Here is an 18,483-nt window from a genome sequence, read left to right as displayed (position 1 = left end):
CGGCTCCGGTCACGGCTCCGCGCGCGCGGAGCGGAACGCGCGCCGGTAGGCGTACGGACTCGTGCCCACCTGTTGCCGGAAACGATCCCGGAAGGAGGTGGGGGAGCCGAACCCGGTCTGTGCGGCGACCCGTTCGACGGAGTGCGCCGTCGTCTCCAACAGGTGCTGCGCGTGCCGTATCCGCGTGCGCAGCAGCCACTGGAGGGGAGTGGTGCCGGTCTGCTCGCGGAACCGGCGGTTCAGCGTGCGGGTGCTCAGCCCGGCGCGGGCGGCGAGGGCGTCGAGGGTCAGCTCGTGGCGGGAGTTCTCCGTCATCCAGCGCAGCAGCGGTTCCAGCGTCGCGCCGTCCGGCGCGGGCGGCTCGTGCACGATGAACTGGGCCTGCCCGCCGTCCCGTTCGAGCGGCATCACGGAACGTCGGGCGGCGTCCGCGGCGACCGCCGAGCCGTAGTCGCGGCGGATCATGTGCAGGCACAGGTCGAGCCCGGCGGCGGCGCCCGCGGAGGTGAGGATCTGGCCGTTGTCGACGTAGAGGACGTCGGGGTCGACCTCGATCCGCGGGTAGGCGCGGGCGAGTTCGGCGGTGGCCGCCCAGTGCGTCGTCGCGCGCAGCCCGTCCAGCAGCCCGGTCTCCGCGAGGACGAACGCGCCGACGCACACCGACGCGATCCGCGTACCGGCCCGCGCCGCCGCCCGCAGCCCCTCCGCCACCTCCGGCGGCAGCGTGGCGGTGGGGTGCGGCGCGCCCGGTACGACGACGGTGTCCGCGTCCGCCAGCGCCTCCAGCCCCCACGGCGCCCGCAGCGTGAACGCGCCGCCGTCGGCCTCCACCTCCTCGGTGGGGGCGCAGACGCGCACGCGGTACGCGTCGCGCCCGTCGGGGAGCGCGGTGCGGGCGAAGGTGTCGATCGGCGTCGACATGTCGAAGGGGACGACCCCGTCGAGGGCGAGTACGGCGACGGTGTGCATGGCCGTACGGTAGGCGGTCGCCGGTTTCCCGCCAACGGGCGGTGGGGGGCGTACGGCTGCGCGGGACCGTACGGGGCCCGGTGCCGTACGGCGGGGACGGGGGAGGGACTGGGCGGCGCGGCGCTGGCGGGAACCCGTTGACACCTGGCACCCGTGCCACTCCCCGGCCCGCCCGCCGCTGCCTACCGTGAGGTGCCGACGCGCCCGTCGGCCGAGCCGGGCGGCACAGACCGAGGGAAGCCCGTTCCGTGACCAAGTTCCTCCTCGCCGTCCACGTCCTCGCCGCCATCCTCGCCATCGGGCCGGTCGCCGTGGCGGCCAGCATGTTCCCCGCCGCCGTACGTCGCGCGGCGGCGACGTCCGCGCCGGAGGACGGGCCCGGGGACGGCCCGGACCCGGGCACCCCGGCCGTCGTCCGCGTCCTGCACCGCATCTGCCGCGTCTACGCGGGCGTGGGCGTCGTCGTCCCCGTCTTCGGGCTGGCCACGGCGAACAGCCTCGGGGTGCTCGGTGACGCCTGGCTCGTCACGTCGATCGTGCTGACGGCGTGCGCGGCGGGCGTGCTCGTGGTGCTGGTGCTGCCGGGGCAGGAGGACGCGCTGGCCGGGCTGGCGGGCGACACCGGTACGGGTACGGCTACGGCGGCGGGTGCGAGCGCGGGTACGGGCGGCGAGGCGGCCGTGCGGACGGAACCGGCGGCGGTGGCGCGTACGGCCGCCCGGCTCGGCATGTACACCGGCGTCTTCAACCTGCTCTGGTCGGTCGTGACGGTCCTCATGATCGTCCGCCCCGGCTCCACCACGGGGGCGTGACGGATGGCCTCCCCCACCGACCCCTCCACCGCCGGGCACCCGCCCGCGCCCGTGGAACCGCCCGCGCCCCGGCCCCGCCCCGACGCGCTCCTCGTCGCCGCGCACGTCGAACTCGCCTCGCTGCTCGCCCTTTTGGCGAACCTCGCGACCGTCCACGCCCCGGCCGTCTCCTCGCTGCTGGGCCCCACGCACGGCTGCGCGTACGTGTTCGTGTGCGGCGCCGCCGTACGCGCCGGGGGCGGCGCCCGTACGAGGGCCGCCGCGCTCGCCCTCGTACCCGGCGTCGGCGGCCTGCTGAGCCGCCGCCACCTCACGCACCACCTCACGCACCACCTCACGGGGCGCCGCACGTCCCGCCCCGCCCCTCGCCAGGCGCCGCCGCCGCTGTGACCGGTCTCACGTGTGAAGCCCGGGACCCCCGCGACACCGGTGACCTGCGGGGACCGCGGGCCCGGCCGGTGGGGCCGGGGGCACGTGCGCGGGGCGTGTCCCGTACGGCCTATCGTGGTGCCATGTCCACCCCTGAGCTGATCCGCATCGTGTCCCGGGCCTCGCCGATGGCCCTGGCCCAGGTCGAGCGGGTACGTGCCGAGCTGGCCCGGCTGCACCCCGGTATCCGTACCGAGGTGGTGCCCGTCACCACCTCCGGCGACCGGTGGATGGGGGCCCTGTCGGCGCTCGGCGGGAAGGGCGCGTTCACCAAGGAGGTCGACGCCGCGCTCCTCGCGGGCGAGGCCGACCTGGCGGTGCACTGCATGAAGGACGTCCCGGCGGACCGGCCGCTGCCCGCGGGCACGCTGTTCGCGGCGTACCTCGAACGGGACGACATCCGCGACGCCCTGCTGCACCCGGACGGGCTCACCCTGGACGAGCTGCCGCCGGGCACCCGGATCGGCACCTCGTCGGTCCGGCGGATCGCCCAACTCGCCATGATCCGGCCGGACCTGGAGTGCGTGCCGATGCGCGGCAACGCCAACCGGCGCATGGAGAAGATGACGGAGGGCGAGGCCGACGCGCTGCTGCTCGCCGTCTCCGGGCTGGAGCGGATCGGGCGGGAGGACCGCATCAGCGAGGTCCTGTCCGTTGAGACGATGTGCCCGCCGATCGGCGCCGGGCTCCTCGGGCTCCAGTGCCGCGAGGACGACGAGGCGACGATCAACACGGTGTCGGCCCTCGGCGACCCGGCGGCCTGGCGGGAGACGACGGCGGAACGGATGTTCCTGCACGTCCTCCAGGGTCACTGCAACTCGCCCATCGCCGGTTACGCCAAGGCCGAGCGCGACGGGCGGCTCTCGCTGCGCGCCCGCGTCTTCGACCCGGAGGGCAAGGTCGTCCTGGACGCGCACGAGTGGGCCGGTCCGCTGGACCCCGCGACGCTCGGCACGTCGGTGGCGGTGGCGCTGCTGCGGCAGGGCGCGCGCGACCTGATCGACTCGATCCCGCACTGACCCCGTAGCCGAGCCGTACCCGTACGGGCCGCGCGACGCGTCCGCGCCGACCCCGCGACCCACCCGGGCCCGGGTGGGTCGCGGGGTCGCCGCCGTCAGCCGCCGAAGCGCGCCACCAGCTCCGCCTTCTCGAACATCCGCGCCGTGTCGACCGCCGACGGCTGCCCCGCGCGCGGGTCCGCGCCGCTGTCCAGCAGCGCCTCGATCACCTCGTCCCCGCCCTTGAACACGGCCGCGGCGAGCGGTGTCTGCCCCTTGTCGTTCGGACGGTCGGGGTCGGCGCCGCGCGTCAGCAGCGTCCGTACGACGTCCGGGTGGCCGTGGTACGCGGCGAGCATGAGCAGCGAGTCGCCCTTGTCGTTGGTGAGGTTGACCGGGACGCCCGCGTCGACGTAGGCGGCGACGGTGTCGGTGTCCCCGTGCCGGGCGAGATCGAAGATCTTCGCGGCCAGCATGAACACCTCGGGGTCGTGCGGAGGTTCGTCGCTCTCGGGCATCGGGGCGTGGGTCATCGCGTCCGTCCTCTCTCCGTCGTGCGTGCGGCGGGGCCGTGGCGGTGCGGCCCGCCGTTCGTACGTTTCCTCTCCTGCCCGCCGCCCGCAAGCGCATCCGTCCGTCCGCCCGGCGAGCCCCGCCCCGCGCGCCCCGGCCCGCGCGCCCCGGCCCGTACGGTCAGTGGAACAGCCCGTGCAGCCAGTCGTGCCAGGCCCGCTCCACGGCGGTGGCGTCCACGTCCGGCGCCATGTGGTGTACGACGGCCTGTACGGGCCCGCCCCACGCCTGGCGGCAGAAGAAGCGGTACAGCGCGTCGTCCGCGCGGAGGCCGACGAAGTGCGCGTTCCGGTAGTCCAGTACGGCCGTCACGGGCGCCAGCCCGGACGGCGTGACGCGCACCTCGTCGCCCACGGCCGCGTCGCGCGGCAGCCCGAGGCCGCGTTCCAGCACCGCCGTGGCGCCGGAGTGGGCGGAGTCGGCCGGGCCGTCGACCGCGACGTACGTGGCCGTACGGCCGGGGAAGTGCGCCACGTACTGGCGCAGCGTGTGCAGGTAGAAGTCCGTGTGCCGGTCGGCGCCGTCGTACTGGTTGTCCCAGTCGTCGGTGAAGATCCCGCTGTGCACGTAGCGCACCCAGGCGCGGCGGCCCGCGTCGCGCGGCGCGATCTCGTAGTCGAGCTGGTTGACGCTCTGGGTGTCGATGCCGGGCACGTCCTCCGTACGTGTCGTCAGCCGCCGCGGCGGGTCCCAGGCGGTGACCGTGCCGCCGAACGGGCCCGCGCCGCCCACACCCGGCTCGTACTCCAGCGGCCACAGCCAGCCCGCCGTCCCGGTCGTGACCGCTTCCCACACCTGCTGCGGTGTCGCGTCCGCCTCGAACTCGCGGGCGACCTCGAATTCCTTGTCCATGACCGCTGCTCCCTGACTCCTGGTCCCTCGCCGTCCGGCCCTCGCCGTCCGGCGCGTTGCCGTCCGGTACCTCGTCGTCGTTCCGGTCCCGTACGTGGCCCGCGCGGATCAGCCCCGCGCCGCCGCCTCCTCCTCGCGCACGGCGTCCTCGGCCGTCTTCGTCACCTCGGGGTGGACGGCGAGCACGATCCGGTGCGCCCGGCCGCCCGCCGCGTCGCCGTCGTGGTACTTCTCCACCAGCCCTCGGGTGGCCTCCGCCAACTCCCGTACGAACGCGGCGCGTTCGGCCGCCGAGGCGAACCGCACCTCCCCGTCCAGCGCGAACGTCGCCACCGGCTTCCGCGCCCGCGCCGCGCGCGTGACGAGCGTGCCCACGTCCCGTACGAGCCGCGCGGCCAGCGCCAGCAGCCAGCGCGCGGACAGCTGGTCGCGGCCGCGCGCGGGGTCGGGCTGGACGTCGGGCAGCGCGAGCGGCGAGATGACGTACGAGGCGGCGGTGGCGCGCAGCAGGCGCTCCGTCACGTTGCCCTTGCGGCGTTCGCCGTACAGCTCGACTAGGCCGTGCCGCTCCAGGGCCCGCAGATGGTAGTTGATCTTCTGTCGCGGCAGTCCGACGCGGGGCGCCAGCATCGCCGCCGAGGCGGGTTCGGCCAGCTCGGCGAGGAGCCGGGCGCGTATCGGGGCCAGCGAGACCTCCGCCGCGGCCGGGTCCTCGATCACCGTCACTTCCCTCATGCGGCCAGGCTCTCACCGACAACTATTTTTGTCCAGGAATACTTTTCTTTCGGTGAACGGGCGTCGGGGAGCGCGTGCGGACGAACGGGTGTCGGCGGGCGCGCGAAGGCCCCGGTCGGGGTGGTGCCGGGTGACGCTCGGGTCCGGGCTCAGGCGTGGGGGGCGGCCGACGGCAGCGCGTCGTAGATCTCCTCGACGGCCCCCGGGCCCGGCACCCCGGTGAGGCCGAGGGCCTCCTCGGCCCGCGCCAGCACCCGGTGCACGGCCTTCGCGGTGAGGGCGAGCCGCCCCGCGCGCTCCGCGGGCGGCGCCTCCCGTACGGCGACGGCGTGCCGCACCACGTCCGTGCAGACGGACTGGGCACGCTTGAACCGCAGGTAGCAGTCCAGGTCCCGGGCGGTGCCCGCCGTCGCGCCGGGCAGCTCCCGCGCCATCACCTCGTGCCAGCGGGCGGTCACCTCCCGCTCCTGGTCCGGCGGGTAGCGCGTGAGGTGCAGATGGGTGGCGAGGTCGTACAACGGGTCGCCCAGCGCGGCGAGTTCCCAGTCGATGGTCCACAGCGCGTCGTCCGGGGCGACGATGAGGTTCTCCCGGTGCAGGTCGCCGTGGAGCAGGCAGTACGGGCGCGGGGTCAGCCGCGCGGCCCGCGCGCCGAGCGGCGAGGTGTCGTCGAACGCGTGCGGGGGGACGCCGAGTCGGTCGAACAGCCAGCCGTACTCGGGACGCCGCTCCTCGTAGCACCGCTCGCGCGTGTGGCGCAGCAGGCCCCCGAGGAAACCGGCGCTGTCGTCCGCGCCGTGGGCGGCGGCCCCGTCGCCGGTCACGGCCGGGGGCAGGTCGCCGGGGCGTACGCGGGCGAGCGCGCGGAACAGCTCGACGATCTGGTCGAGGTGACGGGCGCTCATGTGCCCACCGGCGGGGGCCAGTTCGCCCAGGGTGCTGCCCTCGATGAAGCCGTGGACCGCCGGACCGCCCGCGCCCGCGCGCCGTACGGGTGGGACGCGGGGCACACCGAGCCGGGGCAGCTCGGCCAGCAGCGCCTCCTCGGAGGGGAAGCTGCGCCGGTCGTACCAGAGCACCCCTTCCCGGGGCTCCCCGACCTTCAGCCGCCCCAGGTCCGCCAGTTCGCCGTCGCCGCCGTCGGCCCGTACGACGTACCAGAGGCGGTGGTGACCGCGCAGCGGTCCTTCCAGCACGCCGCCGTACGTCGGCGGGCGGGGGGTGCTGGGCGTCATCGGGAGGCTCTCGCGCAGGTCGGCCGGTCGGGAGGAGACGACCTTACGCCCGCGTACCGGGGTCTCCGCCAGAGGCGGGGCCGAACGCGGAGCCGAACACGCGGACCCGCGCCGGGCGTTCGGGGCCCGGTGCACGGCTGGTGGTCCGTGGCGGCGTACGGCCCCAAGTCCCGTACGGACGGCGGTGGTTCGAGTGGATCGTACGGTGGAGCTGGCCCCGGAATCCGGCATCCAGCACACTGGCGGGGTGAGTGTGACCCCGAACGCATCACCCGCATCACCCGATCTGGTCCGCCTCGTCGGTGCCGCCCGCGCCGTGTTCTTCGACTTCGACGGGCCGCTGTGCCGGACGTTCGCGGGGCACCCGGCGGCGCTGGCCGCCGCCGAACTGAGGGCCGTGGTGCGGCGGAGCCGGTTCGAGGCGCACCCGGACTGGGCGGACTCCGACGTCCCGCACCGCATCCTGTGGGGCGTGCGGAAGGAGTTGGCCGACACGGGCGCCCCCGCCGGAGGCGACGGCGACGCGCTCGTCGCCGAGCTGGAACGGGTGCTGGCGCGCCACGAGCGCGTCGCCGTCACCTCCGCCGAACCGACCCCGGGCGCCGCCGAGTTGGTACGCGCGCTGCGGGTGAACGGCCGCCGGCTGATGGTCGTCAGCAACAACGCGCCCGAGGCCGTCTCGGACTACCTCCGGCGGGTCGGCGTCGCGGAGCAGTTCGACGGGGTGATCGGCCGCGACGCCGGAGATCCGCTGCTGATGAAGCCCGACCCGCACTCCGTCGTCCAGGCCGTGCGGCGGGTCGAGATCCGGGCGGGGGAGTGCCTGTTGGTGGGCGACCAGCCCAGCGACCACGAGGCGGCGTACGCGGCCGGGGTGCCCTTCCTCGGCTTCGCGCGCGACGCGGCCGCCGTGGCCCGGCTGCGCGTCGGCGGGGCCGCGCACGTCGTGTCGGACCTGCGGCAGGTGCTGGCGGCGCTGACCGGCTGACGGCATCCGCGCCCCGGCTTCCCCGGAATCCCCCGGCTTCCCCGGCGCCGCGCGCTCAGTGGCCCAGGTCGAAGGGGCGGGCGATGGTCGTCCACAGCGAGTCGAACCAGCGCCGCGACTCCTTGACGAACGCGGCGTCCTGCTCGTCGCGCCGGTCCGGCCCGTTGGAGGAGCGGAACAGCTTGGCGCGGAAGCCGAACGAGTCGTAGATCTCCATCTCCTCGTTGTCGATCTCGACGGAGTGCTCGATGAGCCGGTAGTAACCGATCAGCGACTCGGTCCCGTTGAGGACGTAGAGCTTGTGCATCGGCGTGATCGCGACCGTCCGGATCTCGACCGACACCTTCTCGGCGAGCCCCACCTCCTGGAGACCGAGGAGCTGGTCGCGCAGCGTGGTGGCGTAGAGCCGCATCTTGTCGTGCGAGCGCCGCAGTGGCCGCGAGTCCCCGGAGTCGTCGGAGACCGGGCGGGGGAAGGCGAGCCGGGCCTCGGGGCTGGGGAGCAGCACCCGTACGGTGAGCGAGTGGGGCGTCAGTTCGCCGCTGGTCATGGCGGGGAGGGCGCCCGCGAAGGCGGCGTTGAGGGTCTCCGTGGTGAGCGAGAACGCGTCGATGGTGACGTCGCGGGCCTGGAGCGCGGCCCGCACCCGGTCCGCCAGCTCGACGCCCGCCGGGCGCGGGGCCTCCGCCTCGCGCGGCGCCGCGGCCGACTCGGCCACCGTCGCCGGGGCGCCGCGGCCCGTCGTGACCAGGCCCTCGCGCTGGAGGATGCCGAGCGCCTGCCGTACGACGGTGCGCTTGACGCCGAACTCCGCCTCCAGCTCCTGCTGGGTCGGGAGGTTGGTGCCGGGGCCCCAGGCGCCGTCCTGGATGCGTCCGCGCAGGACGCCTGCGACATGGTCGCGCGAGGGGGGCCGCTCGCCGGTGCCGGGGGGAGTCTCAGGGCTCACGGCTTTGACGGTACAACTTCCGGCGATGTCCGGGAAGTTGTTTGCCAAGTGCTTTGAAGGCTCCACCAACTGGGAATGAGTTAGATGAAGTTGGTCACCAACTCACCCAAGGGTGGTCAGGGTGGCCGCCAAATGTGACAGGTTCCGTCCGTCCGGTGACGTGGCGGAGCACCCCCCGCACCCGTCCGGATCCGTTTCTCCTCGTCCGTCCTCCGGAAGGAGGGAGCGCGATGCCTGTGATGACCCTGGCTTTCGCGGCCTTCGTCGTAGGGTTCGAGCAGTTGGTGCAGTGGCACTACGGAGTGCTCGGCGTGGTCGGCTGCGCGCTGCTGACCGTGGGGGTCAAGGCAGGGAACGTGCGGTGCAGCTGCCTCGGCGCGGCCGTGCTGGCCCTGCTCTTCACCCAGTCCTGACCCGGCCCTGACCGGTCCCGGCCCCGTCCCTGTCCGCCGCCCCGCAGACCGCACCACCCCCCACCGCACCGTCCCGGGACGCACCGCCCCGGAACGCGTCAGAACACGTCGGGGCACCACGGCCGCCGCGCCGTACGCAGCAGCGCGTCCGCCGTCGCCGCAGCGCCCGCCCGGTGCTCCTCGACCCGGCCCAGCGCCACGAGCCGGGACGCCGCCTCGTCACCGAGGTACAGCGTGCCCAACTCGCCCACGTCCAGGGTGAGATCGGCGTCGTCGCGGGTACGGGTGCAGCGCGCCCCGTCCGGCCCGGCCTCCAGCCGGTAGCGGCCGTCCGCGAGCCCCGCCGCGTCGCGCAGGTCGAGGACCAGCTCGCCGGGCACCGGGTACGTACGGCTCTCCAGCATCCGCGGCACGTCGAGCGGGCGCAGCCACAGGAAGTCCGCGTACGTCCGCAGCCGCGCGGCGCGCGGGTCCGGCAGCAGCAGCGGCAGCACGTCGTCGGGCGCGCGGTGGCCGGAACGGACCGTGCTGACCCAGTCGACGGACAACAGGAAGTGCCACAGGGCCCGTTCGGCGTCGGTGGTCGTGCCGAAGAGGTACCGCACGGTGGCGGTGTTGTGCGGGAGCTTGTCGTGCCACGCGTCGTCGGTGGTGTAGGCGGCGAGGCCCTGCGGTACGCCGTCGGCGTCCCGGAAGAGGACGTGGAACGGTGCCACGTACCCGTCGCCCGCGTACCGCCACCGGCCGGTGGAGTTCTCCCACCAGCGTGCCGTCCGGTCGATCGCGCCCTGCCGGTGCGCCTGCGCGCGGAAGCGGTCGTGCAGTTCCGGCGCGATCCGGCGCACGTCGGGGCCGTCGACCAGCTCGACGGTGCCCACGCCGGTCGGCGGGCCCGCGTACCGCCGGTCCAGGCCGGTGCGGGCGACGTCCACCTCGTACTCGGCGACCCAGGAGGCGGGGCCGAAGCCGTACCGCCCGTAGATCGGGTACTCGGCGGCGATCAGGGTGGCGCACGCGTCGCCGCGCTCCTTCGCGGCGTCGAGCGCGTCCGCCATCATGCGCGTGAGCAGGCCGCGGCGGCGGTGCGTGGCGGAGACCGTCACGTTGGTCACGGCGCAGGACGGCAGCGCGGCGCCGCCGGGGACGGTGAGCCGCTGGGGCGTCGTACGGAACGTGCCCACGCAGCGCGCGCCGTCGTACGCGCCCTGCGTGCGCGCGAGGTCGACGAACTCGCGCCGCACCTTCACCTCGTCGTCCCCTGCCTCCGGGCCGCGGAGGAAGCCGGTGGACACGGCGCGGAGCCATTCGGGGAGGTCGTCGGGGGCGAGGGTGCGGATGTCGAGGGTCATCCGGCCAAGTTAGGTCGCGCCCGCGCGCGCGTGCACGCGCTTTTCGCCGTACGCACGGGCCGTACGGGCACCCCCGCGCGGCCCCGCTCTCGCCTGCGCCCTCGCGCCCCCGCGCCTCAGAACACCGCGCGCACGCCGCCCACCTGAGCCCCGCCGCCGAGCAGCGGCGACGCCCCGTACAGCCGGTCGACGACCGGACCGGTCACGCCCATGCCGGTCAGCGCGTGCGCCAGCACGGGCGCCAGGGTGCGGGTGCCGCCGTCCGTGACCTTGAAGGCCAGCGCGCGCCCGTCCGGCAGCGCGACCGCCTGCACCGCCTCGGCGCCCATCTTCGAGAGCGTGCCCGGCACCGCCCGCATCAGCCAGGTGTCGTGCCGCTCCGTGCCCGCCACGTACTCGGGGTGCGCGCGCATCGCCGCCGCCACCCGGCCCTCCGGGCTGTCGGCCTCCGCCCGCGCGAAGTGCCGGAACGTACGCGCCAGTCCGGTCAGCGACACCGCCATCACGGGCGCGCCGCAGCCGTCCGTACCGGTGTGCGCGACGGGCTCCCCGGCCGCCGCGCCCAGCGTGCGCGCGATCAGCCGCTGGAGGGGGTGGCCGGGGTCGAGGTAGCTGTCGAGGGGCCAGCCGTTCACGCGGCAGGCGGCGAGCATGGCGGTGTGCTTGCCGGAGCAGTTCATGGCCGTACGGGTGCGGCCGCGGCCCGCGGCGAGGTGCGCCTCCGCGACGGCGGGGTCCAGCGGCAGGTCGGGCGGGCACCGCAGGTCGTCCTCGGTCAGCCCGTGCTCGGCGAGCAGCTTCTCGACCAGCTCCAGATGGAACCTTTCGCCGGAGTGGCTGGCGGCCGCGAGCGCGAGCCGCTCCCCGGCGAGGTCGAGCCCGGCGTGCAGGGTGGCGGCGGCCTGGACCGGCTTGTTGGAGGACCGCGGGTACATCGGGGACACCACGTCGCCCAGCGCCCGCGTCACGCTCCCGTCGGCGGCCAGCTCGACCAGCGAGCCGCGGTGCGTGCCCTCGACGAACCCGGAGCGTACGACCTCGGCGAGCACCACGTCGGCGTACGGGCCGGGGTGCGGGTCGCGGTGTGCGCCGGCGTGCGGGTCGGCGGGCGTCGGCTGCTCGGGGGGCAGGGGGCCTGCGGGGGTGTCGGCGGACATGGGGGCCTCCGGTGGCGCGTTCGCGCGGCGGCAGGGCGCCGTGCCAGGAGTGGAACGGGGGACGTTCCTTACGTTAACCGGCCGCCCGCCGCCGCCCGGAACCGCGTCACGGGAGCCGGTCGTCCCGTGGCAGGTCCCGCGGCAGCAGGTCGTCGACCTGGGCCTCGCCCTCCCGGTAGCGGCGGGCGATCTCCGCGCTGCACCCGTCCGCCGTCCGCTGGAGCGCCGCGCGGCCCTGCGACACCTCCTGCTCGTAGCCGACCAACCGCCGCATGGCGTCGTGCAGTTCGCCGTCCGTACGCGCGGAGAGGTCGGACAGCTCCACCTCGGAGAGCATCGTTTCGGCCAGCCGCCGGTACTCCTCGCCGTGCGGTGTGCCGAGCGTCACGTGCCGGGCCGACGAGCGGTGCCGCGACGGCATGTCCGTGAGGATCTCCGGCAGCCGGTCGAGCAGCGCGGACGTCGGCGCCGTACGCCGTGCCACCTCCGCCCGCAGGATGTCGATCCGGCCCTGGAGCATCCGCCGTACGTAGCTGAGGTCCGCCTCGTCCTGCTGCGCCGTACGCCGCAGTTCGCGCACCTCCGCGAGCCGCAGCGCGTACAGGTCGACCTCCACGCGCGGCTCGGACGGGGGCGCGGGCGCGACGACGCGGGCGCTCCCGGCGGCCGGCGCGGGGGCCGGGACCGGTACGGGGACCCGGGCGGGGGAGAGGGCCGGGGAGGCGAACGGCTCGGCGGGACCCGGGACACCGGGCGCACCCGAAGGCGTCGGTCCGGAACCAGTGTTGTTCATCGTTTTACGACCCCTCATCCCCTTTTGGCCGCAGTCGCCATGCTACGCACCGCGTGTGCGGATCTCGTACCGCATGGTGCCACTGCTCCGCCGGGACGCGCAGCGGAGGCGCACCCATACGGACGCACGCGTTCCAGCCGTGGGCGGACACGGCATGATGGCGCCATGCGAGCTGTGGTGCAGAGGGTGGACGGCGCGGCCGTCACCGTGGACGGGGAGACCGTCGGGGAGATCAAGGGCCGTGGCCTGTGCGTACTCGTCGGGGTCACGCACGACGACACCGAGGAGAAGGCCGCCCAACTGGCCAGAAAACTCTGGTCGGTACGCCTCTTCGAGCCCGAACAGCCCGGCGGGAGCGAGCAGTCCTGCTCGGACGTGGGCGCGCCGCTGCTGGTGATCAGCCAGTTCACGCTCTACGGCGACGCCCGCAAGGGCCGCCGCCCCACCTGGAACGCCGCCGCGCCGCGCCCCGTCGCCGAACCGCTCGTGGACGAAGTCGTGGCGCGACTGCGGTCGTTGGGGGCGGAGGTGGCGACGGGCCGGTTCGGCGCGGCGATGCGTGTGTCGCTGGTGAACGACGGCCCGTTCACCGTGCAGCTGGACATCTGAGCGGCGCCCCGCCCCGTACGCCCCGCCCCGCGTACGTCCCGCCCCGCGTACCCCGTACGCCTCAGGGGGCGACCACGACCTCCTGCGCCGCCGCCGTCGCGTCCGCGCCGACGATCAGCCCGGCGTCGGCCGGAAGGTTCCGCTTGACCAGCGCCAACGCGATGGGCCCCAGCTCGTGGTGGCGCACCGACGTGGTGACGAAGCCCAGCTTCCGCCCCTCGGGCCCGTCCGACGCGAGCCGCACATCGTCGCCGTGCACGGGAATCCGCACGTCGCTGCCGTCGAGGTGCAGGAAGACCAGCCGCCGCGGCGGCTTGCCGAGGTTCTGCACGCGCGCGACGGTCTCCTGCCCCCGGTAGCACCCCTTCTGGAGGTGCACGGCCGACCCGATCCAGCCCACCTCGTGCGGGATCGTACGGTGGTCCGTCTCCAGCCCCAGCCGCGGCCGGTGCGCCTCGACGCGCAGCGCCTCGTGCGCCAGCACGCCCACGGCGGGCCCGTACGTGTCGGCGAACGCGCGGAGCCCGTCGCGCGGCACGAACAGGTCCCGCCCGTACGACGTCTCGCGCACCACCGCGTCCGCCGGGGGGGCCGCGATGGAGCCCGCGGGGAGGTGCGTGACCGCGTACCCGGCGGTGCGGTCCACGACCTCGACGCGGTAGAAGAACCGCATGCTCTCCAGGTACGCGACCAGCTCGCCCTGCCGGTCCGGCTCGGTGTGCAGCCAGGTCGTGGTGCCGTCGTCGACCAGGTAGACGGCCTGCTCCACGTGCCCGTTCGCGGAGAGGATCAGCGCGTCCGCGGCGTGGCCCGGCTCCAGCTCGCTGACGTGCTGCGTCAGCAGCAGGTGCAGCCAGGTGAGGCGGTCGGCGCCCGAGACGGTGACGACGCCGCGGTGCGAGAGGTCCACGAAACCCTTGCCGTCGGCGAGGGCGCGTTGCTCGCGGAACAGGTCGCCGTAGTGCGCGGCCACCCCCTCGTCGGGGGCTTCCGCGGGGACGGCACCGGGGAGGGAGAGCAGCGGACTCTTCATACCGTCCAGCCTACGGCGCGCGCCGCCCGTACCGTACGCCGGTCAGCCGCCGGTGCCCGCGCCCGTACCGGCCGCCGGGCCCGTACCCGCGCCCGCCTCGGGGCCCTCGCCGTCGGCCTCCGCGTCCGCCTGCTTCGCCTCGCACGTGCCGCACCGACCGAAGATCGCGAAGTGCCGCATGTCCGTCTCGAAGCCGAACCGCTCGCGCAGCGCCGCCGCGAACGGCTCCGCCACCGACAGGTCCGCCTCGATCACGTCCGTGCAGTCGCGGCAGACGAGGTGCATGTGGTGGTGCCGGTCGGCCAGGTGGTACGTGGGCGCGCCGTGCCCGAGGTGCGCGTGCGAGACGAGGCCCAGCTCCTCCAGCAGCTCCAGCGTGCGGTAGACGGTGGAGATGTTGACGCCGCCCGCCGTCCGCCGGACCTCGGCCAGGATGTCGTCCGGCGTGGAGTGTTCGAGCTTGTCCACGGCCTCCAGCACGAGCTGGCGCTGCGGCGTGAGCCGGTACCCGCGCGCCCTCAGGTCACTCTGCCAGTCGGTGGTCACCACGCGCCCAGTCTACGGGCGCCCGGCGGGCCCGCGCCCGGCCGTCACGCACCCGGCGGCCCCTCGCGCGGCTCAGTCCGGCAGCTTCCGCAGGTACGCCGCCAACTCCGCGATCGCCGCCGGGTTCCGGGGGCTCTCGACGAGGTCGGCGTAGTCCAGCGTGAAGATCCGGTCGTGCTTGATCGCGGAGACGTTCCGCAGCGGGCCGTACGACGTCAGGAAGCGCTTCTTCGCCGCGGCGGACACGTCGCCGTAGTCGTTGATCACGATGACGTCCGGGTTCCGGTCCACGACCGTCTCCCAGCCGACCGTCGTCCAGCTGTCCTCGAGGTCCTTCATCACGTGGTCGCCGCCCGCCTTGGTGATGATCGAGTGCGGCCCCGCGTACCGGCCCGAGGTGAACGGCTTGTCCCGCCCGTCGTCGTAGAGGAACACCGTCGGCCGCTCGCGGTCCTCCGGTACGCCCGCCTCCGTCCTCGCCACCTGCGCGCGGAACCTCCGGATCAGCGACTCCGCCCGGTCCTCGACGCCGAACAGCTTCCCCAGATTCCGCAGGTCGGTGTAGAGCGCGTCGAGCGGCGGCATCACGCCGCGGCTCCGGCCGCGCGAGGTCTCGCCGCCGTTGCGGCAGGACTCGGAGAGCACGTACGAGTCGACACCCAGCTTGTCGAGCACCGCCGGGGTGAAGCCCTCGCCCTCGTCGAAGCCGTAGTTCCACCCGGCGAAGACGAAGTCGGCGCGGGCGTCCAGCACCAGCTCCTTGTTGACGCGCTTCTTCGACAGCCACTTCGTCCGCTCGTAGCCGTCCCGCCAGGCGACGCCGTCCAGGTCGCCCTTGTCGTCGGCCATCGCGTAACCGGCCATCCGGTCGCTCAGCCCGAGCGCGAACATGATCTCGGTGATCCCGACGTCGTACGTCACCACGCGTTCCGGCACCTTCTCGTACGTCACCTCCCGCCCGCAGTTGGTCAGCGTGACGGCCTCGTCGGCACCGGACTTCGGGTCGTCCTCCACGTCGGCGCCGCAGGCGGCACTGGTGAGGGCGAGCGCGCCGAGCGACAGCGCGAGGGCGAGGGTACGGGCGCGGGTGCGCATGGGTCTCTCCTCCGGGGAGTGGGCGGGGGCGGGGCGTGGGGCTAGCGCGGGAGCCGGTCGAACAGCAGCTGCACCGCGCCCGACTCCGGGTGCCGCACGCGGTGCGCCCGTACGCCGAACACGTCCGCCAGCAGCTCCGGCGTCAGCACGTCGTGCGGTGGGCCGGAGGCGACGATCGCGCCGTGGTCGATGACGTGCAGCCGGTCGCAGTGGACGGCGGCCAGGTTCAGGTCGTGCAGCGCGGTGAGCACGGTCAGGCCACTGGCCCGTACCAGCGCCAGGACCTCCAACTGCTGGGCGATGTCCAGGTGGTTGGTGGGTTCGTCGAGGACCAGCACGCGCGGCTCCTGCGCGAGGGCGCGCGCGATGAGCACCCGCTGCTTCTCGCCGCCGGACAGCTCCGGGTAGCCGCGCCCCGCGAGGTGCGCGGCGCCGACCCGCGCCAGCGCCGCCGCGCACACGCGCCGGTCCGCGTCGGTCGTACGGGCCGTCGCCCGCTGCCGCGGCAGTCGGCCCATCTCCACCACCTCGGCCACCGTGAACGCGAACTCCCCGACCCCCTCCTGCGGCAGCGCCGCCAACCGCCGGGCGCTCTCGCGGGGCGTCAGCGCGCGGAGGTCGTCCCCGTCGAGCCGTACGGTGCCCGCGCTGGGCCGCGCGGCGCGGTAGACGCAGCGCAGCAGGCTGGACTTGCCGCTGCCGTTGGGGCCGACGAGCCCGACCAGCTCGCCGTTCCCGGCGTGCAGCGTCACGTCCCGTACGAGCGTGGCGCCCGCGGCCTCCACCGTCACCGCGTCGACGTCGACCCGCATCACGCACCCCCGAACGCGGGGCCGCCGCCCCGCCGTCGCATCAGCAGCAGGAAGCACGGCACCCCGATGACGGCCGTGAGCACGCCGACGGGCAGCTCCGTCGGCGCGAGCACCGTGCGGGACAGCACGTCGACCCAGACCAGCAGCACCGCGCCGAGCAGCGGCGCCACCACCAGTACGCGCCGGTGGTCGGCGCCGATCAGCATGCGCGTGGCGTGCGGCACCATCAGCCCGACGAAGCCGATCGCGCCGCTGACGGCGACGACGGCGCCGGTGACGGCGGCGGTCGTCAGGAAGAGTTCGCGGCGCAGCCGGGGCGCGTCCACGCCGAGGGCGGCGGCGGTCTCGTCGCCCATGGCGAGGGCGTTGAGCCGACCGGCGGCCAGGAGGAGGTGGGCGAGTCCGGCGGCGACGGCGGCGGCCGCGATCGGCAGCGACGCCCAGGACGCGCCGCCGAGACCGCCGAGCAGCCACATCATGGCGGAGCGCGCGGCCTCGCCGTGCTCGGCGGCGAAGACCATCAGCGTGGTGACGGCGGTGAAGGCGTAGTAGAGGGCGGTGCCGGTGAGGACCAGCCGCAGCGGCGTCAGCCCGTACGCGGTGCGGGCGACGGCGTACACCAGGCCCATCGCGCCGAGCGCGGCGACGAACGCCCCCGCCGACAGCGCCCACACCCCGAGCCCGGCGAACGCGCCGAACAGCAGCACCGCGTTCGCGCCGACCGCCGCGCCGGAGGAGATGCCGAGGACGAACGGGTCGGCCAGCGCGTTCCGCACCATCGCCTGCACGGCGACCCCGACGGCCGCCAGCCCGGCGCCGACGACGGCGGCGAGGAGGGCGCGCGGGAAGCGCAGCTCCCACACGATGGTGTACGCGGGGCGCTCCTCGGCGGTGACGCGCCCGCCGGTGAGGCCCGCGCGCAGGTACCGCGTCGTGTCGTCCCAGCCGATGCCGGAGGCGCCGAGCGCGACGGCGCACAGCAGGGACAGCAGCAGCGCGGCGGCCAGTACGGCGGCGAGCAGCGGCACGGGCAGGCGGCCGGGCGCGGCCCGCCGGAACGCCTCGACGGCGGCGTCCGGACGTACGTCCTTCGCGGGGGCACGGGCGGCGGCGGTCCCGGGGCCGGCTCCGCCGGGGTCCCCGTCGCGCGCCTCGGCGGGCGGCGCCGGGGCGGCCTCGCGGGGGCTGGTGGGCGGGGGCATCGCGGTCCGCCTTCGCGTCGGGCCGCGGAGGTCCGGGCATGCGCTGCCCGGGTGCCACCGGCGTCGTACTGCCCGCCCGCGACGGTCCGCGCGGCTTCCCCTCGCAGACCACGGCGAGTGTCAGGAGCGTGCGCCGCCGTGGGCATTCGGGCTCGCGGTGCCGCGGGGGCACCACCTACCGTTGCGGGTCAGCGCCGGATTCCGACCGGCTTCCCCCACGGGGCGCGTTTCAGCGTACCGCGCGCCCCCGTACGTGCCGAGGCCGCCGGAGACGGCGGGCGGCGGGGGCGGGGCGGTGGCGTCTCTAGCGGAAGAACGCGATGCCGTCGTCCGGCAGGTCCTTGAGGTCCTTCGCCCACTCGCTCGGGTCGACGACCTTCTTGAGCTGCGCCGACATGTACGGGTACAGCTCCCGCTCCGGCGTCGCCCGCTCCCCGACCCACATCAGGTCGCCGTTGACGTAGCCGTAGAGGCGCTTGCCGCCGCTGTACGGACCGGCCGAGGCGGTCCGCGCGAGGGCGTCCGTGGCGAGGTCGATCTGCGGCTTCTGGTGCGCCATCTCCCCGTACCAGACCTCCGCGACACCCTGGTCGCGGATCATGACGACCTCGACCTGGCGGTCCTTGTCGATGCGCCAGTAGCCGCTCTCGGTCTCCAACGGGGACGTCTTGCGGCCCTCGGCGTCGAGGACCCAGCTGTGCGAGACGTACTCCAGGAAGTCGCGGCCGTCGTGGCTGAACGCGACCTCCTGCCCGAAGTTGCACTTGCCCGTGCCGGGGCCCTCCTCGCCGTCGAGGGCGGCCACTCCGGCACCGGTCCAGTTGCCGAGGAGGAAGGCGAGGGGCACGAGGTCCGGGTGGAGGTCGGACGGGATCTCGATCATGGCTGGCTCAGGCGATCTGTAGCGGGGACGGCGGGCAGGGAGGCGTTCAGC

At 74.8% G+C, this 18,483-nt stretch carries 21 protein-coding genes and 1 riboswitch; of the genes, 6 read left to right on the top strand and 15 right to left on the bottom strand.

Annotated features, from left to right (window positions below; genetic code table 11):
• Window positions 1-9: 9 nt before the first annotated feature.
• Window positions 10-969 (bottom strand): helix-turn-helix domain-containing protein, encoded by a 960-nt coding sequence (locus tag D7M15_RS12435; protein ID WP_121517574.1) that lies wholly within the window; start codon window positions 967-969, stop codon window positions 10-12.
• A 248-nt stretch (window positions 970-1,217) separates the two neighbouring features.
• Here D7M15_RS12435 and D7M15_RS12430 point away from each other — a divergent pair, with 248 nt between their 5' ends.
• The 3 genes from D7M15_RS12430 (at window position 1,218) to hemC (ending at window position 3,229) form a co-directional block, all read left to right on the top strand.
• Entirely contained in the window at window positions 1,218-1,781 is a 564-nt protein-coding gene (locus tag D7M15_RS12430) for a hypothetical protein (protein WP_121517573.1), read from the top strand.
• Between the two features lie 3 nt (window positions 1,782-1,784).
• On the top strand, window positions 1,785-2,171 hold the full coding sequence (locus D7M15_RS12425) for a hypothetical protein (protein WP_346428798.1): 387 nt from the start codon (window positions 1,785-1,787) through the stop codon (window positions 2,169-2,171).
• A 122-nt stretch (window positions 2,172-2,293) separates the two neighbouring features.
• Window positions 2,294-3,229, top strand: a complete 936-nt coding sequence (gene hemC / locus D7M15_RS12420) for a hydroxymethylbilane synthase (RefSeq protein ID WP_121517572.1) — start codon at window positions 2,294-2,296, stop codon at window positions 3,227-3,229.
• A gap of 95 nt (window positions 3,230-3,324) precedes the next feature.
• Here hemC and D7M15_RS12415 read toward each other — a convergent pair whose 3' ends face one another.
• The 4 genes from D7M15_RS12415 to D7M15_RS12400 all read right to left on the bottom strand — a co-directional run bounded on the left by D7M15_RS12415 (window position 3,325) and on the right by D7M15_RS12400 (window position 6,603).
• Window positions 3,325-3,741 (bottom strand): ankyrin repeat domain-containing protein, encoded by a 417-nt coding sequence (locus tag D7M15_RS12415; protein WP_121517571.1) that lies wholly within the window; start codon window positions 3,739-3,741, stop codon window positions 3,325-3,327.
• Window positions 3,742-3,901: 160 nt separating this feature from the next.
• Window positions 3,902-4,633 carry an SRPBCC domain-containing protein gene (locus D7M15_RS12410; RefSeq protein WP_121517570.1) on the bottom strand — a complete coding sequence of 244 codons (732 nt, stop codon included), beginning with the start codon at window positions 4,631-4,633 and terminating at the stop codon, window positions 3,902-3,904.
• Window positions 4,634-4,741: 108 nt separating this feature from the next.
• Window positions 4,742-5,368: a helix-turn-helix domain-containing protein gene (locus D7M15_RS12405; RefSeq protein ID WP_121517569.1), complete on the bottom strand. Its 627-nt coding sequence runs from the start codon at window positions 5,366-5,368 to the stop codon at window positions 4,742-4,744.
• 149 nt (window positions 5,369-5,517) lie between these two features.
• Entirely contained in the window at window positions 5,518-6,603 is a 1,086-nt protein-coding gene (locus tag D7M15_RS12400; RefSeq protein ID WP_165906242.1) for an aminoglycoside phosphotransferase family protein, read from the bottom strand.
• A gap of 247 nt (window positions 6,604-6,850) precedes the next feature.
• Between D7M15_RS12400 and D7M15_RS12395 the strand changes: the two genes are divergently transcribed.
• A complete protein-coding gene (locus tag D7M15_RS12395; RefSeq protein WP_165906241.1) occupies window positions 6,851-7,591 on the top strand; it encodes an HAD family hydrolase in 741 nt (246 codons plus the stop codon).
• A 55-nt stretch (window positions 7,592-7,646) separates the two neighbouring features.
• Here D7M15_RS12395 and D7M15_RS12390 read toward each other — a convergent pair whose 3' ends face one another.
• Window positions 7,647-8,540 carry a winged helix-turn-helix domain-containing protein gene (locus D7M15_RS12390; protein ID WP_121517567.1) on the bottom strand — a complete coding sequence of 298 codons (894 nt, stop codon included), beginning with the start codon at window positions 8,538-8,540 and terminating at the stop codon, window positions 7,647-7,649.
• A gap of 230 nt (window positions 8,541-8,770) precedes the next feature.
• Between D7M15_RS12390 and D7M15_RS12385 the strand changes: the two genes are divergently transcribed.
• Window positions 8,771-8,953: a hypothetical protein gene (locus D7M15_RS12385; protein ID WP_121517566.1), complete on the top strand. Its 183-nt coding sequence runs from the start codon at window positions 8,771-8,773 to the stop codon at window positions 8,951-8,953.
• Window positions 8,954-9,051: 98 nt separating this feature from the next.
• Here D7M15_RS12385 and D7M15_RS12380 read toward each other — a convergent pair whose 3' ends face one another.
• The 3 genes from D7M15_RS12380 to D7M15_RS12370 all read right to left on the bottom strand — a co-directional run bounded on the left by D7M15_RS12380 (window position 9,052) and on the right by D7M15_RS12370 (window position 12,252).
• On the bottom strand, window positions 9,052-10,302 hold the full coding sequence (locus D7M15_RS12380; protein ID WP_121517565.1) for a GNAT family N-acetyltransferase: 1,251 nt from the start codon (window positions 10,300-10,302) through the stop codon (window positions 9,052-9,054).
• 116 nt (window positions 10,303-10,418) lie between these two features.
• Complete coding sequence (locus tag D7M15_RS12375) at window positions 10,419-11,459, bottom strand: asparaginase (RefSeq protein ID WP_121517564.1); 1,041 nt, start codon at window positions 11,457-11,459, stop codon at window positions 10,419-10,421.
• A 106-nt stretch (window positions 11,460-11,565) separates the two neighbouring features.
• Complete coding sequence (locus D7M15_RS12370; RefSeq protein ID WP_121517563.1) at window positions 11,566-12,252, bottom strand: hypothetical protein; 687 nt, start codon at window positions 12,250-12,252, stop codon at window positions 11,566-11,568.
• A 165-nt stretch (window positions 12,253-12,417) separates the two neighbouring features.
• On the opposite strand from D7M15_RS12370, the gene dtd reads away from it, so the two are divergent.
• Window positions 12,418-12,861 (top strand): D-aminoacyl-tRNA deacylase, encoded by a 444-nt coding sequence (dtd, locus tag D7M15_RS12365; protein ID WP_121517562.1) that lies wholly within the window; start codon window positions 12,418-12,420, stop codon window positions 12,859-12,861.
• A gap of 61 nt (window positions 12,862-12,922) precedes the next feature.
• On the opposite strand, the gene D7M15_RS12360 is transcribed toward dtd, so the two are convergent.
• From D7M15_RS12360 to D7M15_RS12335, 6 genes are all read right to left on the bottom strand, one after another.
• Complete coding sequence (locus D7M15_RS12360; protein WP_121517561.1) at window positions 12,923-13,894, bottom strand: folate-binding protein YgfZ; 972 nt, start codon at window positions 13,892-13,894, stop codon at window positions 12,923-12,925.
• A gap of 42 nt (window positions 13,895-13,936) precedes the next feature.
• On the bottom strand, window positions 13,937-14,443 hold the full coding sequence (locus D7M15_RS12355) for a Fur family transcriptional regulator (protein ID WP_121517560.1): 507 nt from the start codon (window positions 14,441-14,443) through the stop codon (window positions 13,937-13,939).
• 69 nt (window positions 14,444-14,512) lie between these two features.
• A complete protein-coding gene (locus D7M15_RS12350; RefSeq protein ID WP_121517559.1) occupies window positions 14,513-15,535 on the bottom strand; it encodes an ABC transporter substrate-binding protein in 1,023 nt (340 codons plus the stop codon).
• A gap of 41 nt (window positions 15,536-15,576) precedes the next feature.
• A complete protein-coding gene (locus D7M15_RS12345) occupies window positions 15,577-16,347 on the bottom strand; it encodes an ABC transporter ATP-binding protein (protein WP_165906239.1) in 771 nt (256 codons plus the stop codon).
• Window positions 16,347-17,549, bottom strand: coding sequence for an iron ABC transporter permease (locus tag D7M15_RS12340; protein ID WP_121517557.1), 1,203 nt, complete (start codon window positions 17,547-17,549; stop codon window positions 16,347-16,349). Before D7M15_RS12340 ends, D7M15_RS12345 begins: the two co-directional genes overlap by 1 nt.
• Window positions 17,550-17,689: 140 nt before the next feature.
• Window positions 17,690-17,765: riboswitch (cobalamin riboswitch) on the bottom strand.
• 88 nt (window positions 17,766-17,853) lie between these two features.
• A complete protein-coding gene (locus tag D7M15_RS12335; RefSeq protein ID WP_121517556.1) occupies window positions 17,854-18,432 on the bottom strand; it encodes an FABP family protein in 579 nt (192 codons plus the stop codon).
• Window positions 18,433-18,483 lie beyond the last annotated feature (51 nt).

The organism is Streptomyces sp. Z26, assembly GCF_003665095.1.
Taxonomy (GTDB): Bacteria; Actinomycetota; Actinomycetes; order Streptomycetales; family Streptomycetaceae; genus Streptomyces; species Streptomyces phytohabitans.
This window is presented reverse-complemented; position numbering and strand designations above follow the sequence as displayed.

Excerpts from the sequence above, each read along its gene's own strand:
- D7M15_RS12375 (WP_121517564.1), bottom strand. The coding sequence starts at position 11,459 with ATGTCCGCCGACACCCCCGCAGGCCCCCTGCCCCCCGAGCAGCCGACG.
- D7M15_RS12335 (WP_121517556.1), bottom strand. The coding sequence starts at position 18,432 with ATGATCGAGATCCCGTCCGACCTCCACCCGGACCTCGTGCCCCTCGCC.
- D7M15_RS12415 (WP_121517571.1), bottom strand. The coding sequence starts at position 3,741 with ATGACCCACGCCCCGATGCCCGAGAGCGACGAACCTCCGCACGACCCC.
- D7M15_RS12360 (WP_121517561.1), bottom strand. The coding sequence starts at position 13,894 with ATGAAGAGTCCGCTGCTCTCCCTCCCCGGTGCCGTCCCCGCGGAAGCC.
- D7M15_RS12385 (WP_121517566.1), top strand. The coding sequence starts at position 8,771 with ATGCCTGTGATGACCCTGGCTTTCGCGGCCTTCGTCGTAGGGTTCGAG.
- D7M15_RS12435 (WP_121517574.1), bottom strand. The coding sequence starts at position 969 with ATGCACACCGTCGCCGTACTCGCCCTCGACGGGGTCGTCCCCTTCGAC.
- D7M15_RS12400 (WP_165906242.1), bottom strand. The coding sequence starts at position 6,603 with ATGACGCCCAGCACCCCCCGCCCGCCGACGTACGGCGGCGTGCTGGAA.
- D7M15_RS12350 (WP_121517559.1), bottom strand. The coding sequence starts at position 15,535 with ATGCGCACCCGCGCCCGTACCCTCGCCCTCGCGCTGTCGCTCGGCGCG.
- D7M15_RS12345 (WP_165906239.1), bottom strand. The coding sequence starts at position 16,347 with ATGCGGGTCGACGTCGACGCGGTGACGGTGGAGGCCGCGGGCGCCACG.
- D7M15_RS12410 (WP_121517570.1), bottom strand. The coding sequence starts at position 4,633 with ATGGACAAGGAATTCGAGGTCGCCCGCGAGTTCGAGGCGGACGCGACA.
- D7M15_RS12340 (WP_121517557.1), bottom strand. The coding sequence starts at position 17,549 with ATGCCCCCGCCCACCAGCCCCCGCGAGGCCGCCCCGGCGCCGCCCGCC.
- D7M15_RS12425 (WP_346428798.1), top strand. The coding sequence starts at position 1,785 with ATGGCCTCCCCCACCGACCCCTCCACCGCCGGGCACCCGCCCGCGCCC.
- hemC (WP_121517572.1), top strand. The coding sequence starts at position 2,294 with ATGTCCACCCCTGAGCTGATCCGCATCGTGTCCCGGGCCTCGCCGATG.
- D7M15_RS12370 (WP_121517563.1), bottom strand. The coding sequence starts at position 12,252 with ATGAACAACACTGGTTCCGGACCGACGCCTTCGGGTGCGCCCGGTGTC.
- dtd (WP_121517562.1), top strand. The coding sequence starts at position 12,418 with ATGCGAGCTGTGGTGCAGAGGGTGGACGGCGCGGCCGTCACCGTGGAC.
- D7M15_RS12380 (WP_121517565.1), bottom strand. The coding sequence starts at position 10,302 with ATGACCCTCGACATCCGCACCCTCGCCCCCGACGACCTCCCCGAATGG.
- D7M15_RS12405 (WP_121517569.1), bottom strand. The coding sequence starts at position 5,368 with ATGAGGGAAGTGACGGTGATCGAGGACCCGGCCGCGGCGGAGGTCTCG.